Origin of the sequence: Acidovorax carolinensis (assembly GCF_002157145.1) — a bacterium.
GTDB classification, from domain to species: domain Bacteria; phylum Pseudomonadota; class Gammaproteobacteria; order Burkholderiales; family Burkholderiaceae_C; genus Acidovorax; species Acidovorax carolinensis.
In genome coordinates this window covers 3,944,405-3,962,112 of sequence record NZ_CP021361.1, presented here as the reverse complement: position 1 = coordinate 3,962,112, position 17,708 = coordinate 3,944,405, and the positions used below count along the sequence as shown (strand labels likewise).

Annotated in this window: 16 protein-coding genes and 3 pseudogenes; 6 read left to right on the top strand and 13 right to left on the bottom strand. The window is 63.3% G+C overall.

The window, feature by feature from the left end; all coding sequences use genetic code 11:
- Positions 1 to 4: 4 nt before the first annotated feature.
- From CBP34_RS18645 to sucC, 10 genes are all read right to left on the bottom strand, one after another.
- Positions 5 to 793 carry a hypothetical protein gene (locus tag CBP34_RS18645; RefSeq protein ID WP_157896512.1) on the bottom strand — a complete coding sequence of 263 codons (789 nt, stop codon included), beginning with the start codon at positions 791 to 793 and terminating at the stop codon, positions 5 to 7.
- Between the two features lie 125 nt (positions 794 to 918).
- A complete protein-coding gene (locus tag CBP34_RS18640; RefSeq protein WP_094098891.1) occupies positions 919 to 1,452 on the bottom strand; it encodes a pilin in 534 nt (177 codons plus the stop codon).
- 652 nt (positions 1,453 to 2,104) lie between these two features.
- Positions 2,105 to 2,398, bottom strand: a complete 294-nt coding sequence (locus CBP34_RS18635) for a PIN domain-containing protein (RefSeq protein ID WP_269466776.1) — start codon at positions 2,396 to 2,398, stop codon at positions 2,105 to 2,107.
- Positions 2,379 to 2,630, bottom strand: coding sequence for a type II toxin-antitoxin system VapB family antitoxin (gene vapB, locus CBP34_RS18630; RefSeq protein ID WP_094098890.1), 252 nt, complete (start codon positions 2,628 to 2,630; stop codon positions 2,379 to 2,381). The genes CBP34_RS18635 and vapB overlap by 20 nt, the downstream gene beginning before the upstream one ends.
- A gap of 167 nt (positions 2,631 to 2,797) precedes the next feature.
- Positions 2,798 to 3,589 carry a 3',5'-cyclic-nucleotide phosphodiesterase gene (locus CBP34_RS18625; protein WP_094098889.1) on the bottom strand — a complete coding sequence of 264 codons (792 nt, stop codon included), beginning with the start codon at positions 3,587 to 3,589 and terminating at the stop codon, positions 2,798 to 2,800.
- Between the two features lie 100 nt (positions 3,590 to 3,689).
- The gene (locus CBP34_RS18620) at positions 3,690 to 4,346 is read right to left on the bottom strand and encodes an FHA domain-containing protein (RefSeq protein WP_094098888.1); all 657 of its coding nucleotides are present in this window, start codon (positions 4,344 to 4,346) and stop codon (positions 3,690 to 3,692) included.
- 43 nt (positions 4,347 to 4,389) lie between these two features.
- Entirely contained in the window at positions 4,390 to 5,181 is a 792-nt protein-coding gene (locus CBP34_RS18615; RefSeq protein ID WP_094098887.1) for a Stp1/IreP family PP2C-type Ser/Thr phosphatase, read from the bottom strand.
- A gap of 411 nt (positions 5,182 to 5,592) precedes the next feature.
- Positions 5,593 to 6,279 carry a TerC family protein gene (locus CBP34_RS18610; RefSeq protein WP_094098886.1) on the bottom strand — a complete coding sequence of 229 codons (687 nt, stop codon included), beginning with the start codon at positions 6,277 to 6,279 and terminating at the stop codon, positions 5,593 to 5,595.
- 135 nt (positions 6,280 to 6,414) lie between these two features.
- A complete protein-coding gene (sucD, locus tag CBP34_RS18605) occupies positions 6,415 to 7,311 on the bottom strand; it encodes a succinate--CoA ligase subunit alpha (protein ID WP_086913801.1) in 897 nt (298 codons plus the stop codon).
- Positions 7,312 to 7,364: 53 nt separating this feature from the next.
- On the bottom strand, positions 7,365 to 8,525 hold the full coding sequence (gene sucC / locus CBP34_RS18600) for an ADP-forming succinate--CoA ligase subunit beta (RefSeq protein WP_094098885.1): 1,161 nt from the start codon (positions 8,523 to 8,525) through the stop codon (positions 7,365 to 7,367).
- Between the two features lie 177 nt (positions 8,526 to 8,702).
- On the opposite strand from sucC, the gene argC reads away from it, so the two are divergent.
- Positions 8,703 to 9,635, top strand: coding sequence for an N-acetyl-gamma-glutamyl-phosphate reductase (argC, locus tag CBP34_RS18595; protein WP_086913803.1), 933 nt, complete (start codon positions 8,703 to 8,705; stop codon positions 9,633 to 9,635).
- A 162-nt stretch (positions 9,636 to 9,797) separates the two neighbouring features.
- On the opposite strand, the gene recX is transcribed toward argC, so the two are convergent.
- Positions 9,798 to 10,259 (bottom strand): recombination regulator RecX, encoded by a 462-nt coding sequence (recX, locus tag CBP34_RS18590; RefSeq protein ID WP_094098884.1) that lies wholly within the window; start codon positions 10,257 to 10,259, stop codon positions 9,798 to 9,800.
- Between the two features lie 111 nt (positions 10,260 to 10,370).
- Positions 10,371 to 11,477, bottom strand: a complete 1,107-nt coding sequence (gene recA / locus CBP34_RS18585; RefSeq protein ID WP_094099268.1) for a recombinase RecA — start codon at positions 11,475 to 11,477, stop codon at positions 10,371 to 10,373.
- 140 nt (positions 11,478 to 11,617) lie between these two features.
- On the opposite strand from recA, the gene CBP34_RS18580 reads away from it, so the two are divergent.
- Positions 11,618 to 12,151, top strand: coding sequence for a MarR family winged helix-turn-helix transcriptional regulator (locus CBP34_RS18580; RefSeq protein ID WP_208616352.1), 534 nt, complete (start codon positions 11,618 to 11,620; stop codon positions 12,149 to 12,151).
- Between the two features lie 103 nt (positions 12,152 to 12,254).
- Here the strand turns inward: CBP34_RS18580 and CBP34_RS18575 are convergent.
- Positions 12,255 to 13,088 (bottom strand): annotated as a pseudogene (locus CBP34_RS18575) (LysR substrate-binding domain-containing protein); the annotation flags it as partial.
- Positions 13,089 to 13,202: 114 nt separating this feature from the next.
- Here CBP34_RS18575 and CBP34_RS18570 point away from each other — a divergent pair.
- The 4 genes and pseudogenes from CBP34_RS18570 (at position 13,203) to CBP34_RS18555 (ending at position 17,674) form a co-directional block, all read left to right on the top strand.
- A pseudogene (locus tag CBP34_RS18570) lies at positions 13,203 to 14,167 on the top strand (tripartite tricarboxylate transporter substrate binding protein BugE).
- Positions 14,168 to 14,283: 116 nt separating this feature from the next.
- A pseudogene (locus CBP34_RS18565) lies at positions 14,284 to 15,212 on the top strand (N-formylglutamate amidohydrolase).
- 124 nt (positions 15,213 to 15,336) lie between these two features.
- Positions 15,337 to 16,011: a response regulator gene (locus CBP34_RS18560; RefSeq protein ID WP_086928417.1), complete on the top strand. Its 675-nt coding sequence runs from the start codon at positions 15,337 to 15,339 to the stop codon at positions 16,009 to 16,011.
- 202 nt (positions 16,012 to 16,213) lie between these two features.
- Complete coding sequence (locus tag CBP34_RS18555) at positions 16,214 to 17,674, top strand: sensor histidine kinase (protein WP_094098883.1); 1,461 nt, start codon at positions 16,214 to 16,216, stop codon at positions 17,672 to 17,674.
- Positions 17,675 to 17,708 lie beyond the last annotated feature (34 nt).

The following is a 17,708-nucleotide window of genomic DNA, read 5'->3' as shown; positions in this document are numbered from 1 at the left end:
CCTACTAAAACCCATCCAGCGGTGCATAGGCGCGGATGCGCAGGGTTTGCGGGTCCAGCAATACCACCCAGTCCAGGCTGGTGCGAGAAACCAGGGGCAGCCAGCGCAAGTTGTCTGCCTCGCGGGTTTCACCCGGCTCGATGTTGGCCATAGCCTCGGCGACGGCCTTTTCGATCACGTCAACATAAGTCGGGTGCGCGGCTCGCAGCGCCGCCAAGGTCTTGGAGCGCTCCCGCACCTGTTTCCGGTTCATGGCGTAGTCCTGCCAGCGGCTGGGCCATTGGCCTGCATCCACGCCCGACAGGGATGAGCCAAAACTCTGCAGGCGCTCGCTGGCGGACTCGGCCTCGCGCAAGCCCAGCGTCCGCAGTGCGCCAGCCCTCCAGGGCTGCGCCCAGGGAGGCAGGTTCTGCACATCGGGCTCGGCTATGTCGGCATAGCTCACCAGCCGAAAACGGTCGACTTCAAAGACCTGCGCTAAAGGGCGGGCATGCGCCAGGGTTTGCAGACCGTAGGCAAGTGCCGCCAATTGCAGAAGGGCAATCAACGAATAATCTACCGCCAGTGCCAATCGGGTCTTGGTGCTGCGGTACAGCAGCAAGGTCAGCAGCGGTCCGCACACCAGATCCACACCCACAATCGTCCAGAAGAGACGCAGCCCGCCCGCCAATTGTCCCAGCGGAGACGGAAACCACAGGGCGAACACCAACAACGCTACCAAGACCAGCACTACCGCAGACAGTAGCACATGGAGCCCTGCCGCCAAGGCCAGGCGAGGGCGGGGCAAAGTCATGGGGGGCGGGGTTATTTCATGGGTTGTGAACATGGCAAACAAAGCTGCATTCTTACGAAAAAAGCCCGCCAAGGCGGGCTTTTGCCGGGTGCGCCAGATTCTGGATTCTGGCAGCGCACCTCAGATTAACGGCACTCGCTGGGTGCGAACTTGGCGGGCAGCGTGCCCGCAGTAGCAGTCAGCTTGCGCGCGGAAGAGATGGCGATGGCATCCGAACCGCAGCCCCAGTCAATCGATCCCGTTTCATCACCTGCCAGAGCTGTTGCAAGCGCAACGGGGCCGGCCTTTACTTGAACGTAAGGGTTGTAGTTGAGGGTGGCATTCGCAGGAATCGCACCGATGTTGGTCTTGTCAAAAGTGACGGTCACAATGCCAGTATCGGCGGCGATTTGCACCTTGCTGACGTATTTGCTCTTGGCGCCAGCGCCGCCCACTTGGGCATTGAATGCGGTAGCGACGGCTTTGAGCTCATCGGCCGTTTGGGCGTCGGTCTCCACCAGCTTCTTGGCGCCGGTGGCCAGCGAAATACCTTCTGTCACGCGTGCGCGCACCGTGTAGTCTTGGTACGCTGGCAGTGCCACAGCGGCCAAAATACCAATGATCGCCACAACGATCATCAATTCGATCAGGGTGAAACCCTTTTGCAGAGTACGTTTCATAAAAAACTCCTAGGAGGTCAATTGCAATGAAAAACCTGCAGAAGGATTCTCCAGGTTCGTAACGATTGCAGCATTTTTCATGCCAGCCTTTGAGTGAAACAAGACGTTTCTATTTCTGTGGAAGGCGCTAAAAATTGACAATGCATTGTTGCAGTAATGCCTTTCGAGGGATGTAAATGACAATTTTGTCGCGCAGAGAGTGTCGCAAAGTGCATCTTTGTTTTACACATTCACCCACGCCTTGCCTGCCGCCAAAAAATGTCTTGTGCGTGTGGGAGAGGGGCACGCGCTGAGGCGGGTTTGATTTGGAGAGGGCGGGCCCGCCCCATCCGCGCCTTGGGCTTGATCAGGCCGACAAGCTTGCGCGTGCCAACGCACTCAGTGCCCGTGTGCAATTCGGGGTTAGACGCTGATTATTGATAAATCGGGTCAAGGCCCTGAGCAACAAGCGATGGCAGCTACCAATATGGCCAATATCCAGTGGTCATGAGTCATGTCTTTTTCTGTGGCGTGGTCTGGTGCTGCTTCCATGGATCACTGGTTCGTGCCGAGGCAGTTTTCCACTTGCAGGGCGGGCACTCTTGCAAATTCACCCTCATTGTTGGTCACCTTGACCAGCCCTTCGCTGCACGCATGTGCTGCAATGTGCAGGTCAGTCACACCCATGGGCTGGCCGAGCTTTTCCAGCCCGGCGCGGGCGGTGCCATAGTGCTGTGCCTCTTTGCTGCCTAGGGGAGCACTTCGAGCCGGCTGCAAAAGTCTTCAATAACCGCCAGGTTTTCGCTGACCTTGCTGCCTTTTTTTCGGCCCCGTGAAAAAGCTCAGACAAGGTGATCGCAGAAATCGCCATGCGGCTGGCGTTCTGGTGGAAGACGGGCAGCAGCTCCTGAGGACGCCGCTTTAAGACGTAGATGACGATATTGGTGTCAAGCAGGTAGCGCAGCATCACGGTATTGCCGCTTTGCCTGGTGCTGGCTGGCGCGCTCTGGCATGAAGTCATCGCTTACTGCCGGGTCGCTCAAAAAGAAGCTATCCCAAGTCTGCCCCACAGGGGAAATGATGCGCTCGTTGCCTTTGGCGCGCACCTTCACCTTGCGCATGCCGTCGGGTAGGCGCAGGTCTATGGGGAGTCTGACGGCTTGCGTCCGGTTGTTGATGAAGACGGTGCTGATGGTCATTGCGCATTTTTCCAGGATGTGTATGGCATTGGTATGTGGCGACTTGTAGCCGCGTCAAGGCTTGCTGTTGGTATGGGGAAATTGGGGCCGGATTTCCAAATCTTGCTTAAATCAGCGTCTTACCCTTATTCAGCGAGCGCTGACAGCTATCAAAACAGCTTTACTCCCTACACCTCGAACACTTGCCCCGCCTGCAGCCAGGAAATTTCATGAGGTGCTGCGTTACCGGGGTGCGTGATGGCGTCAAAGCGGCGCACTTCTTCCACAATCAATTGCGTCTCGGACGGCTTGGTGTGCGTGATGTAGATGGGGCAATGCCTGCCGGGGGCGAGCTGGGCCAGCTCTTGCGCCAGGGTGTGGGGCGACAAGTGCAGGCTGCGCTGTGCCAGGGCGCTTTCGTGGTTGCCGAATGCGGTTTCTATGACCAGCATGGCCAGGGGCAGCTGGTTGATGCGCTGCCAGAAGGCAGGGTTGGGGCCGGTGTCGCCGCTGAAGGCCCACCAGCCGGTGTGGCCCTGCACGGCGTAGCCCACGGCGGGCACGGTGTGGATAGCGGGCAGCACTTCGATGGTCAGGCCGGCCAATTGCAGCACCTGCCCGGTTTCTAGCGCGGTGTAGGCCAGCAAAGGCGCTGCAGCGCTGGGGATGCAGCTGAAATCGGGCCAGATGACGTTGTTGAAAATGTGTGCCTGCAGCGCGGCAATGGTGGCGGGCAGGGCGTGCACCTGCACGGGCGTGCAGCGCAGGGACGAGACAGCATCGAGCATCAGGGGCAGGGCGGCCACATGGTCCAGGTGCGCGTGGGTGAGCAGCACATGGTCGATCTGGCGCATTTCTGCCAGGGTGAGGTCGCCTACGCCGGTGCCTGCGTCGATGAGGATGCGCCCCTCGATGAGAAACGAGGTGGTGCGGCAGCCTTGGGCGATGGCGCCAGAGCAGCCCAACACGCGAACCTTCATGCCAGCCTTAATCGGAAGTGAAAGGGAATGGGCCGCTTTGTCCACGCCCAGAAGTCACCCCCGGGGGGGGCGGCTGGCAATGCAACAACCCGCAGAAATATCAGGCTTGTTCGAATTGCATTTCGGTGCCTGCCAGGGTGATGCGGTCACCATGTTTGAGGGGCACGGGGGCGCCCGCCATGGGGGTGCCGTTGACCAAAGGCATGTCGGGCCCTTCGACATGGGCCAGCACATGGCCCTGGTGGCGCTTGGTGATGGAGGCCACGGCCACGCCGGGCTTGCCGATGGTGGTAACCACTTTCTGCAAGGCCACCTCGCGCCCGGCGGCCGCGCCCGTCATCACGCGAATGACGGCCGGCGTTGGCATGGCAGGCTGCGGCATGGGTGCAGGGGCCGGGCGGGGCGCAGCCGCAAGCGAGGGCGCCATGCCTGGCTTGACGAGCATGGTTTTCTCGAAGTTTTCGGCCTCGGCGTCGTGCAGGAAGCGGATCTTGTATTTGCCCACTTCGATGACGTCGCCATTGCGCAGCTCCTGGCGCTTGATGGCCTTGGCGTTGACATAGGTGCCATTGGTGCTGCCCAGGTCTTCGATTTCGACCTCGTCTTCGGTCATGTGGAGGACGGCGTGCTCTCCGCTGACGGCAAGGTTGTCGATAACGATGTCGTTATAGGGGCGCCGGCCCAGCGTGGTTCGTTCCTTGGTCAACTCGACCTCTTTGATGACGACGCTGTCGATCGAAACGATCATTCTGGGCATGATCCACTCCTCGGGTGTTGAATAGTTGTTGGGGCGAGCGGCTTCATGTGGACCTGATCAATCGAGACATGAAACCGCGTTTTTTGTGGGCGCCTGCTGTCGTTTTTGCCAGCAGCACGCTGATGTTGTCGCGCCCGCCATGGGCATTGGCGGTGTCAATGAGTAGCGTGGCTTTGTCTTCCAGCGACAGGGATGCGCGCACCATTTCCGCCAGGTCGGCGTCGGACACCATGTCGGTCAGGCCGTCCGAGCACATGAGGAACAAATCGTTCGGTGCGACCTGGAACTCGTTCACCTCCATTTGCACATGGGGCTCCACCCCCAGTGCACGGGTGACAAGATTGCCGTTGCTGGACGCGGCAGCTTGCTCGGGAGTCAGGAACCCGGCGTCCACCTGCTCCTGCAGCCAGGAATGGTCGCGCGTGATTTGCTGCAGCACGCCATCGCGCAGGCGGTAACAGCGCGAGTCGCCGATGTGGCCCAAAATGAGCCGGTCACCCCGAAACACCCCAACGACCAAGGTGGTGCCCATGCCTGCATACTGGGGGTTGGAAAGGGATGCGCCCAAAACGGCGTGGTTGGCGTTTTCCACGCAGATTTCGAGCGCCTTTCGAACATCGGCAAGCTGCGCATTCTTGCCCGTTTGAGCGAGCCAGCGCGCCATTTCCGTTCGAATGAAGGTGGTGGCCATGGCGCTGGCCACTTCGCCTGCGTTGTAGCCGCCCATGCCGTCCGCAAGAACCGCTAATGGCGCATCGCGGTCGAACGCCACGGCGTCTTCGTTGTTGTTGCGCACCCGTCCACGGTCGGTGCGGGCAAAGAATTCGTAGGTCATGGAGGTTGCCGCGTGCGTCGTCAGGCAGCCGAAGACGGTGGAAGTACCGAATTCCGGACAGTGGGAGGTTCCATCACGGCTTCCTGGAAATCTGCCGTGTCAGGCCCATTTGCATCGCTCCTCGCATCATAGACGAGTGCATGGGGCGGCAGCGCTATTACAGGTGGAGTGGTGACCATGCCTAGCGTCATGGATGGGGAAGCGCTTGCATGGTCAAAAAACTCTCAGCCTTTCTGGGTTCACCGGCAGTCAGGCAGCAAGTTCTGCGCCCGCATCATGATGCGCCCCGCCCGGCGCAAATGGTGCTGGTTTGCGGGGGCTGGGCCGCAATACCGACCTTTTCGTGCCGTTGCGGGTAGCGGACCCTCATGGGCATGTCATTTTTGTCACTGCCCATGCCGTCCGTGTTACTTAATGTATGGACGAGGTGCGCCGGGCTCGCGGCCAGAACTTGCCGATGCCCACCACGAATGCTGCCCCCAGCGCGGCGGCCACATAGTGCAACGCCGGGTGCGCCATGGCGTAGTCGTGCAGCGAGGTGTCGCTGACGATGGTTTCGCCGCCCACCCAGCCGATCAGGGCGGCACCCAGAACCACGATGACCGGAAAGCGGTCCATCAGCCTGATCATCAGTGTGCTGCCAAAGATCACGAGCGGGATGCTGATGGCCAGCCCCAGCACCAGCAGCACCAGGTTGCCGTGCGCGGCGGCGGCCACGGCAATCACGTTGTCCAGGCTCATCACCAGATCGGCAATCAGGATGGTGCGCACGGCGGCCATGAGGTTGCCGTAGGATTTGGACTCGCCCTCGTCATCACCGTCGTCGCTGAGCAGCTGCAGGCCGATCCACAGCAGCAGGCAGCCGCCGATGATCTGCAGGAACGATAGTTCCAGCAGCTTGGCGGCCACCACGGTCAGCGCGATGCGCAGCACCACGGCCGCGCCGGAGCCCCAGAAAACGGCCTTGCGCTGCTGGTGCGGCGGCAGGGAGCGCGCGGCCAGTGCAATGACGACCGCGTTGTCCCCCGAAAGGATGATGTTGATCCAGACGATCTTGACGAGACCGATCCAGAAATCGGCACTGTGCAGAATTTCCATGACTTAACTCCATTGTTATGAATGCAAGAAGCGCCCGAAACCAGGGTTTCGGGCGCTTCTGTTTTTTTGGAGTCTTCAGTCTACCGGGCGGCGGCGCCCGGGTCGTCCGTAATTTTGCTTACGGCAATGACGGCATTACTTCAGCTGGGCCTTGAGCAGCTTGCCCAGTTCCGAAGGGTTGCGCGTGATGATGAAGCCCGACTCTTCCATGATGGCGAGCTTGGCATCGGCCGTGTCGGCACCGCCGGAGATCAGCGCGCCCGCATGGCCCATGCGCTTGCCGGCCGGAGCCGTCACGCCCGCGATGAAGCCGACGATGGGCTTCTTCATGTTGGCCTTGCACCACTGGGCGGCTTCGGCTTCGTCGGGTCCGCCGATTTCGCCGATCATGATCACGGCGTCGGTGTCGGGATCGTCGTTGAACGCCTTCATCACGTCGATGTGCTTCAAGCCATTGATGGGGTCGCCACCAATGCCCACAGCGGTGGACTGGCCCAGGCCCACTTCGGTCAGCATGGCCACGGCTTCATAGGTCAGCGTGCCCGAGCGGCTCACCACGCCGATGCGGCCCTTGCGGTGGATGTGGCCGGGCATGATGCCGATCTTGATTTCGTCGGGCGTGATGATGCCAGGGCAGTTGGGGCCCAGCAGCAGCGTCTTCTTGCCGCCGGCGGCTTCCTTGGCCTTCATCTTGTTGCGCACCATCAGCATGTCGCGCACTGGGATGCCTTCGGTGATGCAAATCGCCATGTCCAGGTCGGCCTCAACGGCTTCCCAGATGGCAGCAGCAGCGCCTGCGGGCGGCACATAGATCACCGACACGGTGGCGCCGGTTTGCGTGGCGGCTTCCTTGACGGAGGCGTAGATCGGGATGTTGAAGATCGACTCGCCGGCCTTCTTGGGGTTCACGCCGGCCACGAAGGCGTTCTTGCCGTTCGCGTATTCCTGGCACTTTTCGGTGTGGAACTGGCCAGTCTTGCCCGTGATGCCCTGGGTGATGACCTTGGTGTCTTTGTTGATGTAGATCGACATGATTCGTGTCCTAGTCAGTCGGGGACAGAGCTAAAGATCTGTCCCCAAGGTCATTACTTAACGGCAGCAACAATTTTTGTAGCAGCTTCGGCCATGGTGTCCGCGGCAATGATGGGCAGGCCCGATTCGGCCAGCAGCTTCTTGCCCAGCTCTTCGTTGGTGCCCTTCATGCGCACCACCAGCGGCACCGACAGGTTCACGGCCTTGCAGGCGGTGATCACGCCGTTGGCGATGGTGTCGCACTTCATGATGCCGCCGAAGATGTTGACCAGAATGCCTTCCACCTTGGGGTTGCTCAGCATGATCTTGAAGGCTTCGGTGACCTTCTCGGCGGTGGCGCCGCCGCCCACGTCCAGGAAGTTGGCCGGCTCGCCGCCAAACAGCTTGATGGTGTCCATGGTGGCCATGGCCAGACCAGCGCCATTCACCAGGCAGCCGATGTTGCCATCAAGGCTGATGTAGGCCAGGTCGAACTTGCTGGCCTCCACTTCGGCCGGGTCTTCTTCATCGAGGTCGCGCAGGGCCACGATTTCGGGGTGGCGGAACAGCGCGTTGGGGTCGAAGTTGAACTTCGAGTCCAGTGCCATCAGCTGGTTCTTGCTGTCGCGGTTCAGGGGGTTGATTTCCACCAGCGACGCATCGGTGTCCATGTAGCACTGGTAGAGCTTCTGGAAGATGTCCACGGCCTGCGCGGTGGACTCGGCGGGCAGGCCGATGCCATTGGCGATCTTCTTGGCTTGCTCGGCACCCAGGCCGCTCAAAGGGTCGATGAATTCGGTGACGATCTTCTCGGGCGTGGCGTGGGCCACTTCCTCGATGTCCATGCCGCCTTCGCTCGAAGCAATGAAGGCGATCTTCTGCGTGGCGCGGTCGGTCACGATGGACACGTAATATTCTTTTTGAATGTCGGCGCCGTCTTCGATGTAGAGGCGGCGAACCTTCTGGCCTTCAGGGCCGGTCTGGTGCGTCTTGAGCTGCATGCCCAGGATTTCGCCCGCGATGCGCTTGACATCGTCGATGGTCTTGGCAACCTTCACGCCGCCGCCCTTGCCGCGCCCACCGGCGTGGATCTGGGCCTTGACCACCCACACGGGGCCGCCGAGTTTCTGGGCTGCTTCAACGGCTTCTTGCACCGTGAACGCGGGAATGCCACGCGGAACGGGCACACCAAAATTGCGCAAGATTTCCTTGCCTTGGTATTCGTGAATCTTCATGAGGTCTCTCTCAGGGAAGGGTGGTAGTTACCCGTTTACCATGGACACAAGAATGTCTGGCCGCGGGCTTGGGACATGGCAACCGGTGAATGTATCATGCTGCAATGCACCATCCCTTGTGCCAAGCTTACATACAGGGACGGCCACAGCGCAATCATCCCCCGCAGGAGCATTCACATGTCCAGAATCTTTATTGACGGCGAAGCCGGCACCACAGGCCTGCAGATTCGCGAGCGCCTGCAGGCCATGCCGCAGATCGAGCTGGTCAGCATTGCGCCCGAGTTGCGCAAGGACCCGGCCGCCAAGCGCGAACTGATTGCGGGCGTGGATCTGGTGGTGCTGTGCCTGCACGACGACGCCGCGCGCGAAACCGTGGCCATGGTCGATGACATCGAAAAGACCACTGGCCGCCAGGTCAAGGTGATCGACGCCAGCACCGCGCACCGCACGGCGCCCGGCTGGGTGTTTGGTTTTCCCGAGCTGGCCGCTGGTCAGGCGCAGGCCGTGCGCGAGGCGCTGCGCGTGTCCAACCCCGGCTGCTACGCCACCGGCGCCATTGCCTTGCTGCGCCCGCTGGTCGATGCGGGCCTGGTGCCCCAAGATTTCCCACTGGCGCTGCCCTCGGTCAGTGGTTATTCGGGCGGTGGCCGCACCATGATCGAAGCCTACGAGCAGGGCCAGGCGGCGCCGTTCGAGCTGTATGCGCTGGGCCTGTCGCACAAGCACCTGCCTGAGATTCTCAAATACACCGGGCTTACGCGCCGGCCCATCTTCGTGCCCGCCGTCGGCAACTTCCGCCAGGGCATGCTCGTGCAGTTGCCTTTGCATCTGGACCTGCTGCCGGGCCAGCCCAAGGCGGCCGATCTGCACGACGCGCTGGCCGCGCATTACGCGCGCAGCAATACCCCCGCGCAATGGGTGAGCGTGCTGCCACCCACCGAAGACGGCAAGCTCGAACCCACCGCGCTCAACGACACCAACAAGCTGGAGCTGCGTGTGTTCGCGAACGAAACCTACCGACATGCCGTGCTGGTGGCGCGCCTGGATAACCTGGGCAAGGGCGCCAGCGGTGCGGCCGTGCAGAACCTGCAATTGATGCTGGGTTTGTGATCGGGCAGGCCCTGCGGCAGCGGGGCGTGACGCAGCCGGCGCTCGGGTGTGTCGACTTTTTGCTCTGTATTTGATAGCTTGAAGCGGTTGTAAATAAATCGCTTTCGACCTGTTTGGCTCAGGATGGTTGGCAATGCAGTTCTCTGGCAGTTGCTCCACCTTTCACTCGGTTTCGTCGTCGGGGTAGCCATCGCGCACCACACGGCGCACCACGTCCCCCGAGAACCCGCGCGCGGCCAGAAAGCGCATTTGCCGCGCCCGCTCTTGCGGATCGGTGGCCACGCTGCCAAAGCGTTGGCGCCAGACGGCCTGGGCGCGCTCCAGCTCGGTGGCGCGCAGGCGCTCGGCCGTGGCGCGCACCAAGTCGTCATCGAGCCCCTTGCTGCGCAGCTCCTGCACCAGGCGCTGCGTGCCCAGCCTGCTGGCGCGGCGGTGCACCAGCGATTCGGCCACGCGATTCGCGTTGATGAAATCCTTGGCCTGCAGGTCGTCGAGCACGGCGTTGAGGTCGTCGCCCTCTTGCGCATGGCGCGCCAGCTTGGTGGCCAACTCGCTGCGCGAATGTTCGCGCTGGGCCAGCAGCCGCAGCGCGCGGCCCTTGAGGGAGAGGCTGCCAAAGCCCATGGCGATTTTGCTCTGCTATTGATAGCTGCTGGCGCTTGTTGAATAAGCGCTCGCGGCCATTTTCACTTCAAGTAAAGGAGTGACAGGCGCGACGGGCGCCCGTAGCTGCGCTTACTTGTCTTCTTTCTCGCCCTTCTCGGCCTTGCCGGGCTTGCTGGCGGGGGCGGCTTCCAGGGCGGCTGGCAGCAGGGCAATGCCCAGGCTTTCGCGCACCTTGTTCTCGATCTCGCGGGCCAGGTCGGGGTTTTCGCGCAGGAACTCGCGGGCGTTGTCCCGGCCCTGGCCGATTTTTTCGCCGTTGTAGGCATACCAGGCGCCGGCCTTTTCGACGATCTTGGCGTTCACGCCCATGTCGATGATTTCGCCCTCGCGGCTGATGCCTTCGCCGAACAAAATGTCGAACTCGGCCGTCTTGAAGGGCGGGCTTACCTTGTTCTTGACCACCTTCACCTTGGTTTCGTTGCCGATGGCTTCGTCGCCTTTCTTGATGGTGCCGGTGCGGCGGATATCCAGGCGCACCGACGCATAGAACTTGAGCGCATTGCCGCCGGTCGTCGTTTCAGGCGAGCCGAACATCACGCCGATCTTCATGCGGATCTGGTTGATGAAGATGACCATGCAGTTGGTCTTCTTGATGGTGGAGGTCAGCTTGCGCAGCGCCTGGCTCATCAGGCGGGCCTGCAGGCCGGGCAGGCTGTCGCCCATTTCGCCTTCGATTTCGGCCTTGGGCGTGAGGGCGGCCACCGAGTCAATGACGATCAGGTCCACGGCGCCCGAGCGCACCAGGCTGTCCACGATTTCGAGCGCCTGCTCGCCGGTGTCGGGCTGGCTGATCAGCAGGTCGGACAGCTGTACGCCGAGTTTCTGGGCGTATTGCACATCGAGCGCGTGCTCGGCATCGACAAACGCGCAGGTGCCGCCCTGCTTTTGCATCTCGGCAATCACCTGCAGTGTGAGTGTGGTCTTGCCCGACGATTCAGGGCCGTAGATTTCAACCACGCGGCCGCGCGGCAGGCCGCCCACGCCCAGCGCGATATCCAGGCCCAGCGAGCCGGTGGAGACCACCTGGATGTCCTCGATCACCTCGCCTTCACCCAGGCGCATGATGGTGCCCTTGCCAAACTGCTTCTCGATCTGGGCGAGCGCGGCGGCCAGGGCCTTGGCCTTTTCCGTGTTCACGGGCAATGCGGGATTGGTGCCTTTGACTGCGACGTCCATGAGAAACTCCTTGAAAAACAACAGGTTGGATGTTGGCATCGCTCTGCGGTTAATCACAGGCTGGATGCTTGAACAGTAGTTTATGCGAGCAATGGAATCGAGATAAAGCAATTTTTAGTCAGTTTGCCTGACAATGTGGCATGGCTGATTCAGCATCCATCGCACCGCCCACCACGTCTCTCGTCGCGCCCACTTCGGCGCTGGACGATCGCTGGCGCCAAACCCACCTGGGCCGCCTCATGGGCAGCGCGCTGCGCCGCTTTGACGCCCGGGTGCTGCAGCTCATGGCGCGCAATGTCGAGGTGCCGCTGGCGTTGTCCAACCTCGCGGCGCGCGACCAGGTCACGGCGGCGCATGTGCACATCACCCGCCATCTGGCGCTGCAAGGCGACCGGCTGACTGAACTGGCCCAGCGCGCGGGCATGACCAAGCAGGCCATGGCCAATCTGGTGGACCAGTGCGAGGCTTGGGGCCTGGTCACGCGCGCGGCCGATCCGCTGGATGCGCGCGCGCGGCGGGTGTGCTTCACGCCCATGGGCCTGGCCTGGTTGCGGGCGTTTCGCGACGCCGTGGCGCAGGCCGAAGCCGAGTTTCGCGAGGAAGTGGGGCCCGATGTGGCCACGGTGGTGGCCATCGGGCTGGAGGCCTACGCCGGGGCGGCGGGGGGTGAGTAAGCAACGTTGCCGCGTTCGTGGCGCCCACGGGTTCCGTGCAGGCCAGCAACCATTGCCGAAAGCACTGCAGCGCATGCAGCTGTGTGCGCCCTTCGGGGTAGCAAAACCAGTAGCCCACATCGCTCTGGTAACCGCCGCGCTGGGCAGCATCGGCCAGGGGCTCGCGCACCAGGCCGGCAGTGATTTCGTCCTGCACCAGGCAGCGCGGCACCAGCGCCAGGCCCATGCCGGCCATCACGGCACGAATCATGGTCTGGAACTGGTCGAACTGCGGGCCTGCCAGCGGGTCGATGCAGCCTTGCGCACCATGCGTTTCGCTCCAGCGCAGCCAGGCCTCGGGCACGGTCACATGGCGCAGCAGTGTGTGGTGCGCCACATCGCGCGGGGTGTGGATGGACCAGTCGGCCACTTTGGTGCGGGGCGCGATCAAAACCACCTCGTTGCCCGTGATGTAGTGGGCGTGGGCGCCGGGCCAGTGGCCGTCGCCAAACAGGATGGCGCAGTCGAGCTCGGGCCGCTCGAAGTTGTAGCTGTGCACATAGGGCACGAAATGCAGCGTGACCTGGGGATGCTGCTGTTGAAACTGCGGCAGGCGTGGAATGAGCCACTTGGCGCCAAAGGTGGGCAGGCTCGCCAGGTGCAACGCGCCGCCACCGTCGTCGCTGGTGATGAGCTCCAGCGTAGCGGCCTCGAGCTGCAGCAGCACGGCCTGCACGGCCTTTTCGTAGCGCTCTCCGGCCGGGGTCAGGGTCAGGCGCTTGCGGGTGCGTTCAAACAGCGGCACCGCCACCCAGGTTTCCAGGTCCTTGATCTGCTTGCTCACGGCGCTCTGCGTGAGGTGCAGCGCCTCGGCGGCGCGTGACACACCGCCGAACCGGGCCACGGTAGAGAACGCGCGCAGCAGATGCAGCGGAGGAGCCAGGCGGCGCAGTGACATGGTGGGGTGTAGTACTCAAAACATTCCGAATTGGAATGTTATCAGGCACATCCATTGCTTGGATGAGGACGTTCCTTTCGATAACCTCAGTGCATCTCACAGGAGAACTACCCTATGCAACGCCGTCACCTGCTTGCCACACTGGCATCCGTATCTTTAGCGCCTGGAATGTCATTCGCCCAGGAGGGCAAACCATTGCGCATGATCGTTCCCTTCCCGCCGGGGGCGCTACGGACATCACGGCGCGCACGCTGCAAGACGCCATGGCCCGAATCCTCAAGCAACCCGTGGTGCTGGAAAACCGCGGCGGTGCAGGCGGCTCCATCGGCATGGCCGAAGTGGCCCGCGCCCCGGCAGACGGCCTGACCATTGGCGTGGCCACGCTGTCCACCCACGGCGTGAACCCCGCCGTGTACAGCAAGCTGCCCTATCACCCCACCAAGGATTTCGTGGGCGTGACCGAGATCGTCAAGGCCCCGGGCGTCATCGTGATCAACCCCAAGGCGTTGCCTGTCAAGGACTTTGCCGACCTGGTGAAGTACCTCAAGGCCAACCCCGGCAAGGTGTCCTACGCCACGCCGGGCAACGGCACCATCGGCCACATGTGGGGCGAGCTGTTCAAGAGCAGCACGGGCACCTCGATGGTGCACATCCCCTACCGTGGTGCAGGCCCGGCCATCAACGATGTGCTGGCGGGGCAGGTGGCGGTTTACTTTGACCAAGTGGCTTCGTCGCTGCCGCACATCAAGGCTGGCAAAGTCAAGGCGCTGGCCGTGTCGTGGCCCCAGCGGCTGGATGTGCTGCCCGATGTGCCTACCTACGGCGAGCTGGGCCATGCCAACAACAACGATCCGTCGTGGTTTGGCCTGGTGGCGCCTGCTGGCACCCCGGCCGCGGCGGTGGACCGCATCCAGCATGCCGTGGCCCAGGCCCTGCAGGAACCCGCCGTGCGTGAGCGGCTGGCCGGGCAGGGGCTGTACCCCTCGGGCACGACGCCCAAGGCCTTCACGGCCCAGATCGCCCGCGAAATCGACAAGATGAAGGGCGTGGCGGCATTCGCCAAGGTCAGCCTCGATTGATCACTGCGCGGGCCTGCGGGCCCGATGGCCACAGCCGGAAAGACTCAGGGATAACCACGGGGTCTTTCGGGTCCGGGCGGCTAGGCCGGTCGCCCCAAATTAAGCACACTCTGCCTATGCATGCAGCCTTGAAACTGATCAACCACCGCTTCCAGCAAGCCCAGCCCGGTGCCACTGGCTCGCCGGGCGTTGCAACACCGCCCGTTCCCATGGTTTCGCACCAGCCCGGCAGCACACCGCTGGTCCTCGACTCGCCGCACAGCGGCACCCGATACCCGGCCGACTTTGGCGCCGCCCTCGATCTGGCCACACTGCGCCGCGCCGAGGACACGCATGTCGAAAAGATCTACGCCTTCGCCCCCGCCCTGGGCGTGGCCTGGGTCGAGGCGCATTTCCCCCGCATCTACCTGGATGCCAACCGCGACACCACCGAGCTCGACACCACGCTGCTCGACGGTGAATGGACCGACCCCTCTCCACCGATCCCCAGGTGCTCAGCAAGGTGCGCCTGGGCAAGGGCCTGATCTGGAAGTTCACCGACGAAGGCGAGCCCATCTATAACCGCCTGCTGTCCGTGGCCGAAGTGCGCACGCGCATCGACCGCTGCTGGCGTCCCTACCACGCCGCCGTGGCGCAGGCCATTGACGCGGCCCACGCACGCCATGGCTACAGCATCCACATCAACTGCCATTCCATGCCCGCCGTGGCCGCCAGCCATGCCACCGAGTTTCCGGGCCTCGTGCATGCCGACTTCGTGGTGGGCGACCGCGATGGCAGCACCGCCAGCCCGGCGCTGTCGGCGCTGATCTGCGAGCACCTGCGCGGCTGCGGCTACAGCGTGGAATACAACCACCCCTACAAGGGCGTGGAGCTGGTGCGCCGCTATGGCAACCCGGCGCAGCACCGCCACAGCATCCAGGTCGAGATCAACCGCAAGCTCTACATGGACGAAACCACGCTGGCCCAGCACCCCGAGGGCATGGCCCGCCTGCAGTCCGACCTCACGGCGCTGGTGCGCAAGCTGCTGGCCACCGACCCGCGCTGAGGGCTGCGGTGGCGTGGCGGGTGCAAGCCCGCGCACGGCCCGCTCCCGCAGCGCCGGCGCGGCGCCTAAAATCGTGGCACCGGCGCGGCGCCAGACCGCAGCCAACCCACCAGGAGACTCCCGCATGCGCATCCTCATTGCCGAAGACGACCAGGTGCTGGCCGATGGCCTGCTGCGCACGCTGCGCGCCTCGGGCGCCGTGGTGGACCATGTGGCCAGCGGCGGCGAAGCCGACGCGGCCCTCATGACCAACAACGAGTTCGACCTGCTCATCCTGGACCTGGGCCTGCCCAAGATGCACGGGCTGGAAGTGCTCAAAAAACTGCGCGGCCGGGGCTCGGCCTTGCCGGTGCTCATCCTCACCGCCGCCGACAGCGTGGACGAGCGGGTGAAGGGGCTGGACTTTGGCGCCGACGACTACATGGCCAAGCCCTTCAGCCTGCAAGAGCTCGAAGCCCGCGTGCGCGCCCTCACACGCCGGGGCATGGGCGGCACCAGCAGCGCCATCAAGCACGGCCCGCTGGTGTACGACCAGGCCGGCCGGGTGGCCACCATCGACGGCAAGATGGTCGAGCTTTCGGCCCGCGAGCTGGGCCTCTTGGAAGTGCTGCTGCAGCGCGCCGGCCGGCTGGTGAGCAAGGAGCAGCTCGTGGAGCGCCTGTGCGAGTGGGGCGAAGAGGTGAGCAACAATGCCATCGAGGTGTACATCCACCGCCTGCGCAAAAAAATCGAGAAAGGCCCGATCCGCATCGCCACGGTGCGCGGCCTGGGTTACTGCCTGGAAAAAATCCCCGGATAGGAGGCCCCCTGAGTCGCTTCGCGCCTTCCCCCCAAGGGGACGCACCCGGTGGCCTGGCAAAGCCAGTTCCACGGGTGCACGGGCCTGGACCGCGCCAGTATCAAAGGCAACGACGGTGCGTAGTCCATGAGCCAGTTGCAATAAAAATGCTAGCTGCTAGCGCTTTACAGAAAAGCGCTAAAGGCCAAAAAGGCTTTAAACCTTGAAAATCTTCCAGCGCGAGCAGCGCTCCCTGTTCGGCGAAATCCTGGACTGGATGCTCACCCCGCTGCTGCTGCTGTGGCCCGTGAGCCTGGCGCTGACCTGGCTGGTGGCGCAGGGCCTGGCCAACAAGCCGTTTGACCGCGCGCTCGAATACAACGCCCACGCGCTGGCGCAGCTGGTGACGGTGCAGCACAGCAAGGTGCAGTTCAACCTGCCCCAGCCCGCCAGCGAAATCCTGCGCGCCGACGACTCGGACATCGTTTACTACCAGGTGATGGGCCCAGGGCGCAAGTTCCTGTCTGGCGAACGCGATTTGCCGCCCCCCGAAGACGACGAGCGCCCCGCGCCGGGCGAGGTGCGCCTGCGCGATGCCGAGCTGCGCGGCGTGGAGATTCGCGTGGCCTATATCTGGGTGCGCCTGCCGCTGCCCGATGCGCCGCTGGCCCTGGTGCAGGTGGCCGAAACGCGCGAAAAACGCAGCGTGCTGGCCACCGAAATCATCAAGGGCGTGATGCTGCCGCAATTCGTCATCCTGCCGCTGGCGGTGCTGCTGGTGTGGCTGGCGCTGGCGCGCGGCATCCAGCCACTGAACCAGCTGGAGCAGCGCATCCGCGAGCGCAGTCCCGACGATCTCTCGCCGCTGGACGACCGCACCGTGCCGCTGGAGGTGGCGCCACTGGTGTCATCGGTGAACGACCTGCTCACGCGCCTGGGCGATTCGCTGGCCACGCAAAAGCGGTTTCTGGCCGATGCGGCGCACCAGCTCAAAACCCCACTGGCGGGTCTGCGCATGCAAGCCGACCTGGCCCAGCGCGAAGGCACCAGCACCGAAGAGCTCAAGCGCTCGCTGCAGCAAATTGGCCGCTCCAGCATCCGCGCCACGCACACCGTCAACCAGCTGCTGGCGCTGGCGCGCGCCGAAGGCAGCGGCGTGGGCATTGCGCGCATGACCTGTGATCTGGCCAAACTCACCATCGAGGTGGTGCGCGACTCGGTGCCGCGCGCGCTCGACAAGCAGATCGACCTGGGCTATGACGGCGCCGAGCCGGGCGCCCCCGGCGTGTGGATGGACGGCAACCCCACCTTGCTCAAGGAGCTGGTGCGCAACCTGGTGGACAACGCCATCAACTACACGCCCTCGTCCCCCGACAAGCCCGGCGTGGTCACCGTCCGCGTGCTGACCGATACCTTTGGCCATGTGCTGCTGCTGCAGGTGGAAGACTCGGGCCCTGGCGTGCCCGAGGCCGAGCGCGAGCTGGTGTTTCAACCGTTTTACCGGGCACTGGGCAGCGAGGCCGACGGTTCGGGCCTGGGGCTGCCCATCGTGCTGGAGATCGCGCGCCAGCACGGCGCCGAGGTGCTGCTCGAAGATGCCCACCCTGACCAGCAACCACCGGGAGCGCGGTTCACGGTGCGCTTTGCCGCACGCGCGCCCGATGCCGACGCACCGCAGGGGTGAGCGAGACCCGCGCCGGGCGGTCCGTACTTCGTGG

Excerpts from the sequence above, each read along its gene's own strand:
- CBP34_RS18635 (WP_269466776.1), bottom strand. The coding sequence starts at position 2,398 with ATGCTGCGCTACCTGCTTGACACCAATATCGTCATCTACGTCTTAAAG.
- recA (WP_094099268.1), bottom strand. The coding sequence starts at position 11,477 with ATGGACGTCGCAGTCAAAGGCACCAATCCCGCATTGCCCGTGAACACG.
- CBP34_RS18625 (WP_094098889.1), bottom strand. The coding sequence starts at position 3,589 with ATGAAGGTTCGCGTGTTGGGCTGCTCTGGCGCCATCGCCCAAGGCTGC.
- argC (WP_086913803.1), top strand. The coding sequence starts at position 8,703 with ATGTCCAGAATCTTTATTGACGGCGAAGCCGGCACCACAGGCCTGCAG.
- CBP34_RS18620 (WP_094098888.1), bottom strand. The coding sequence starts at position 4,346 with ATGCCCAGAATGATCGTTTCGATCGACAGCGTCGTCATCAAAGAGGTC.
- CBP34_RS18580 (WP_208616352.1), top strand. The coding sequence starts at position 11,618 with ATGGCTGATTCAGCATCCATCGCACCGCCCACCACGTCTCTCGTCGCG.
- CBP34_RS18645 (WP_157896512.1), bottom strand. The coding sequence starts at position 793 with ATGACTTTGCCCCGCCCTCGCCTGGCCTTGGCGGCAGGGCTCCATGTG.
- CBP34_RS18610 (WP_094098886.1), bottom strand. The coding sequence starts at position 6,279 with ATGGAAATTCTGCACAGTGCCGATTTCTGGATCGGTCTCGTCAAGATC.
- CBP34_RS18560 (WP_086928417.1), top strand. The coding sequence starts at position 15,337 with ATGCGCATCCTCATTGCCGAAGACGACCAGGTGCTGGCCGATGGCCTG.
- CBP34_RS18615 (WP_094098887.1), bottom strand. The coding sequence starts at position 5,181 with ATGACCTACGAATTCTTTGCCCGCACCGACCGTGGACGGGTGCGCAAC.
- vapB (WP_094098890.1), bottom strand. The coding sequence starts at position 2,630 with ATGACCATCAGCACCGTCTTCATCAACAACCGGACGCAAGCCGTCAGA.
- CBP34_RS18640 (WP_094098891.1), bottom strand. The coding sequence starts at position 1,452 with ATGAAACGTACTCTGCAAAAGGGTTTCACCCTGATCGAATTGATGATC.
- sucC (WP_094098885.1), bottom strand. The coding sequence starts at position 8,525 with ATGAAGATTCACGAATACCAAGGCAAGGAAATCTTGCGCAATTTTGGT.
- sucD (WP_086913801.1), bottom strand. The coding sequence starts at position 7,311 with ATGTCGATCTACATCAACAAAGACACCAAGGTCATCACCCAGGGCATC.
- recX (WP_094098884.1), bottom strand. The coding sequence starts at position 10,259 with ATGGGCTTTGGCAGCCTCTCCCTCAAGGGCCGCGCGCTGCGGCTGCTG.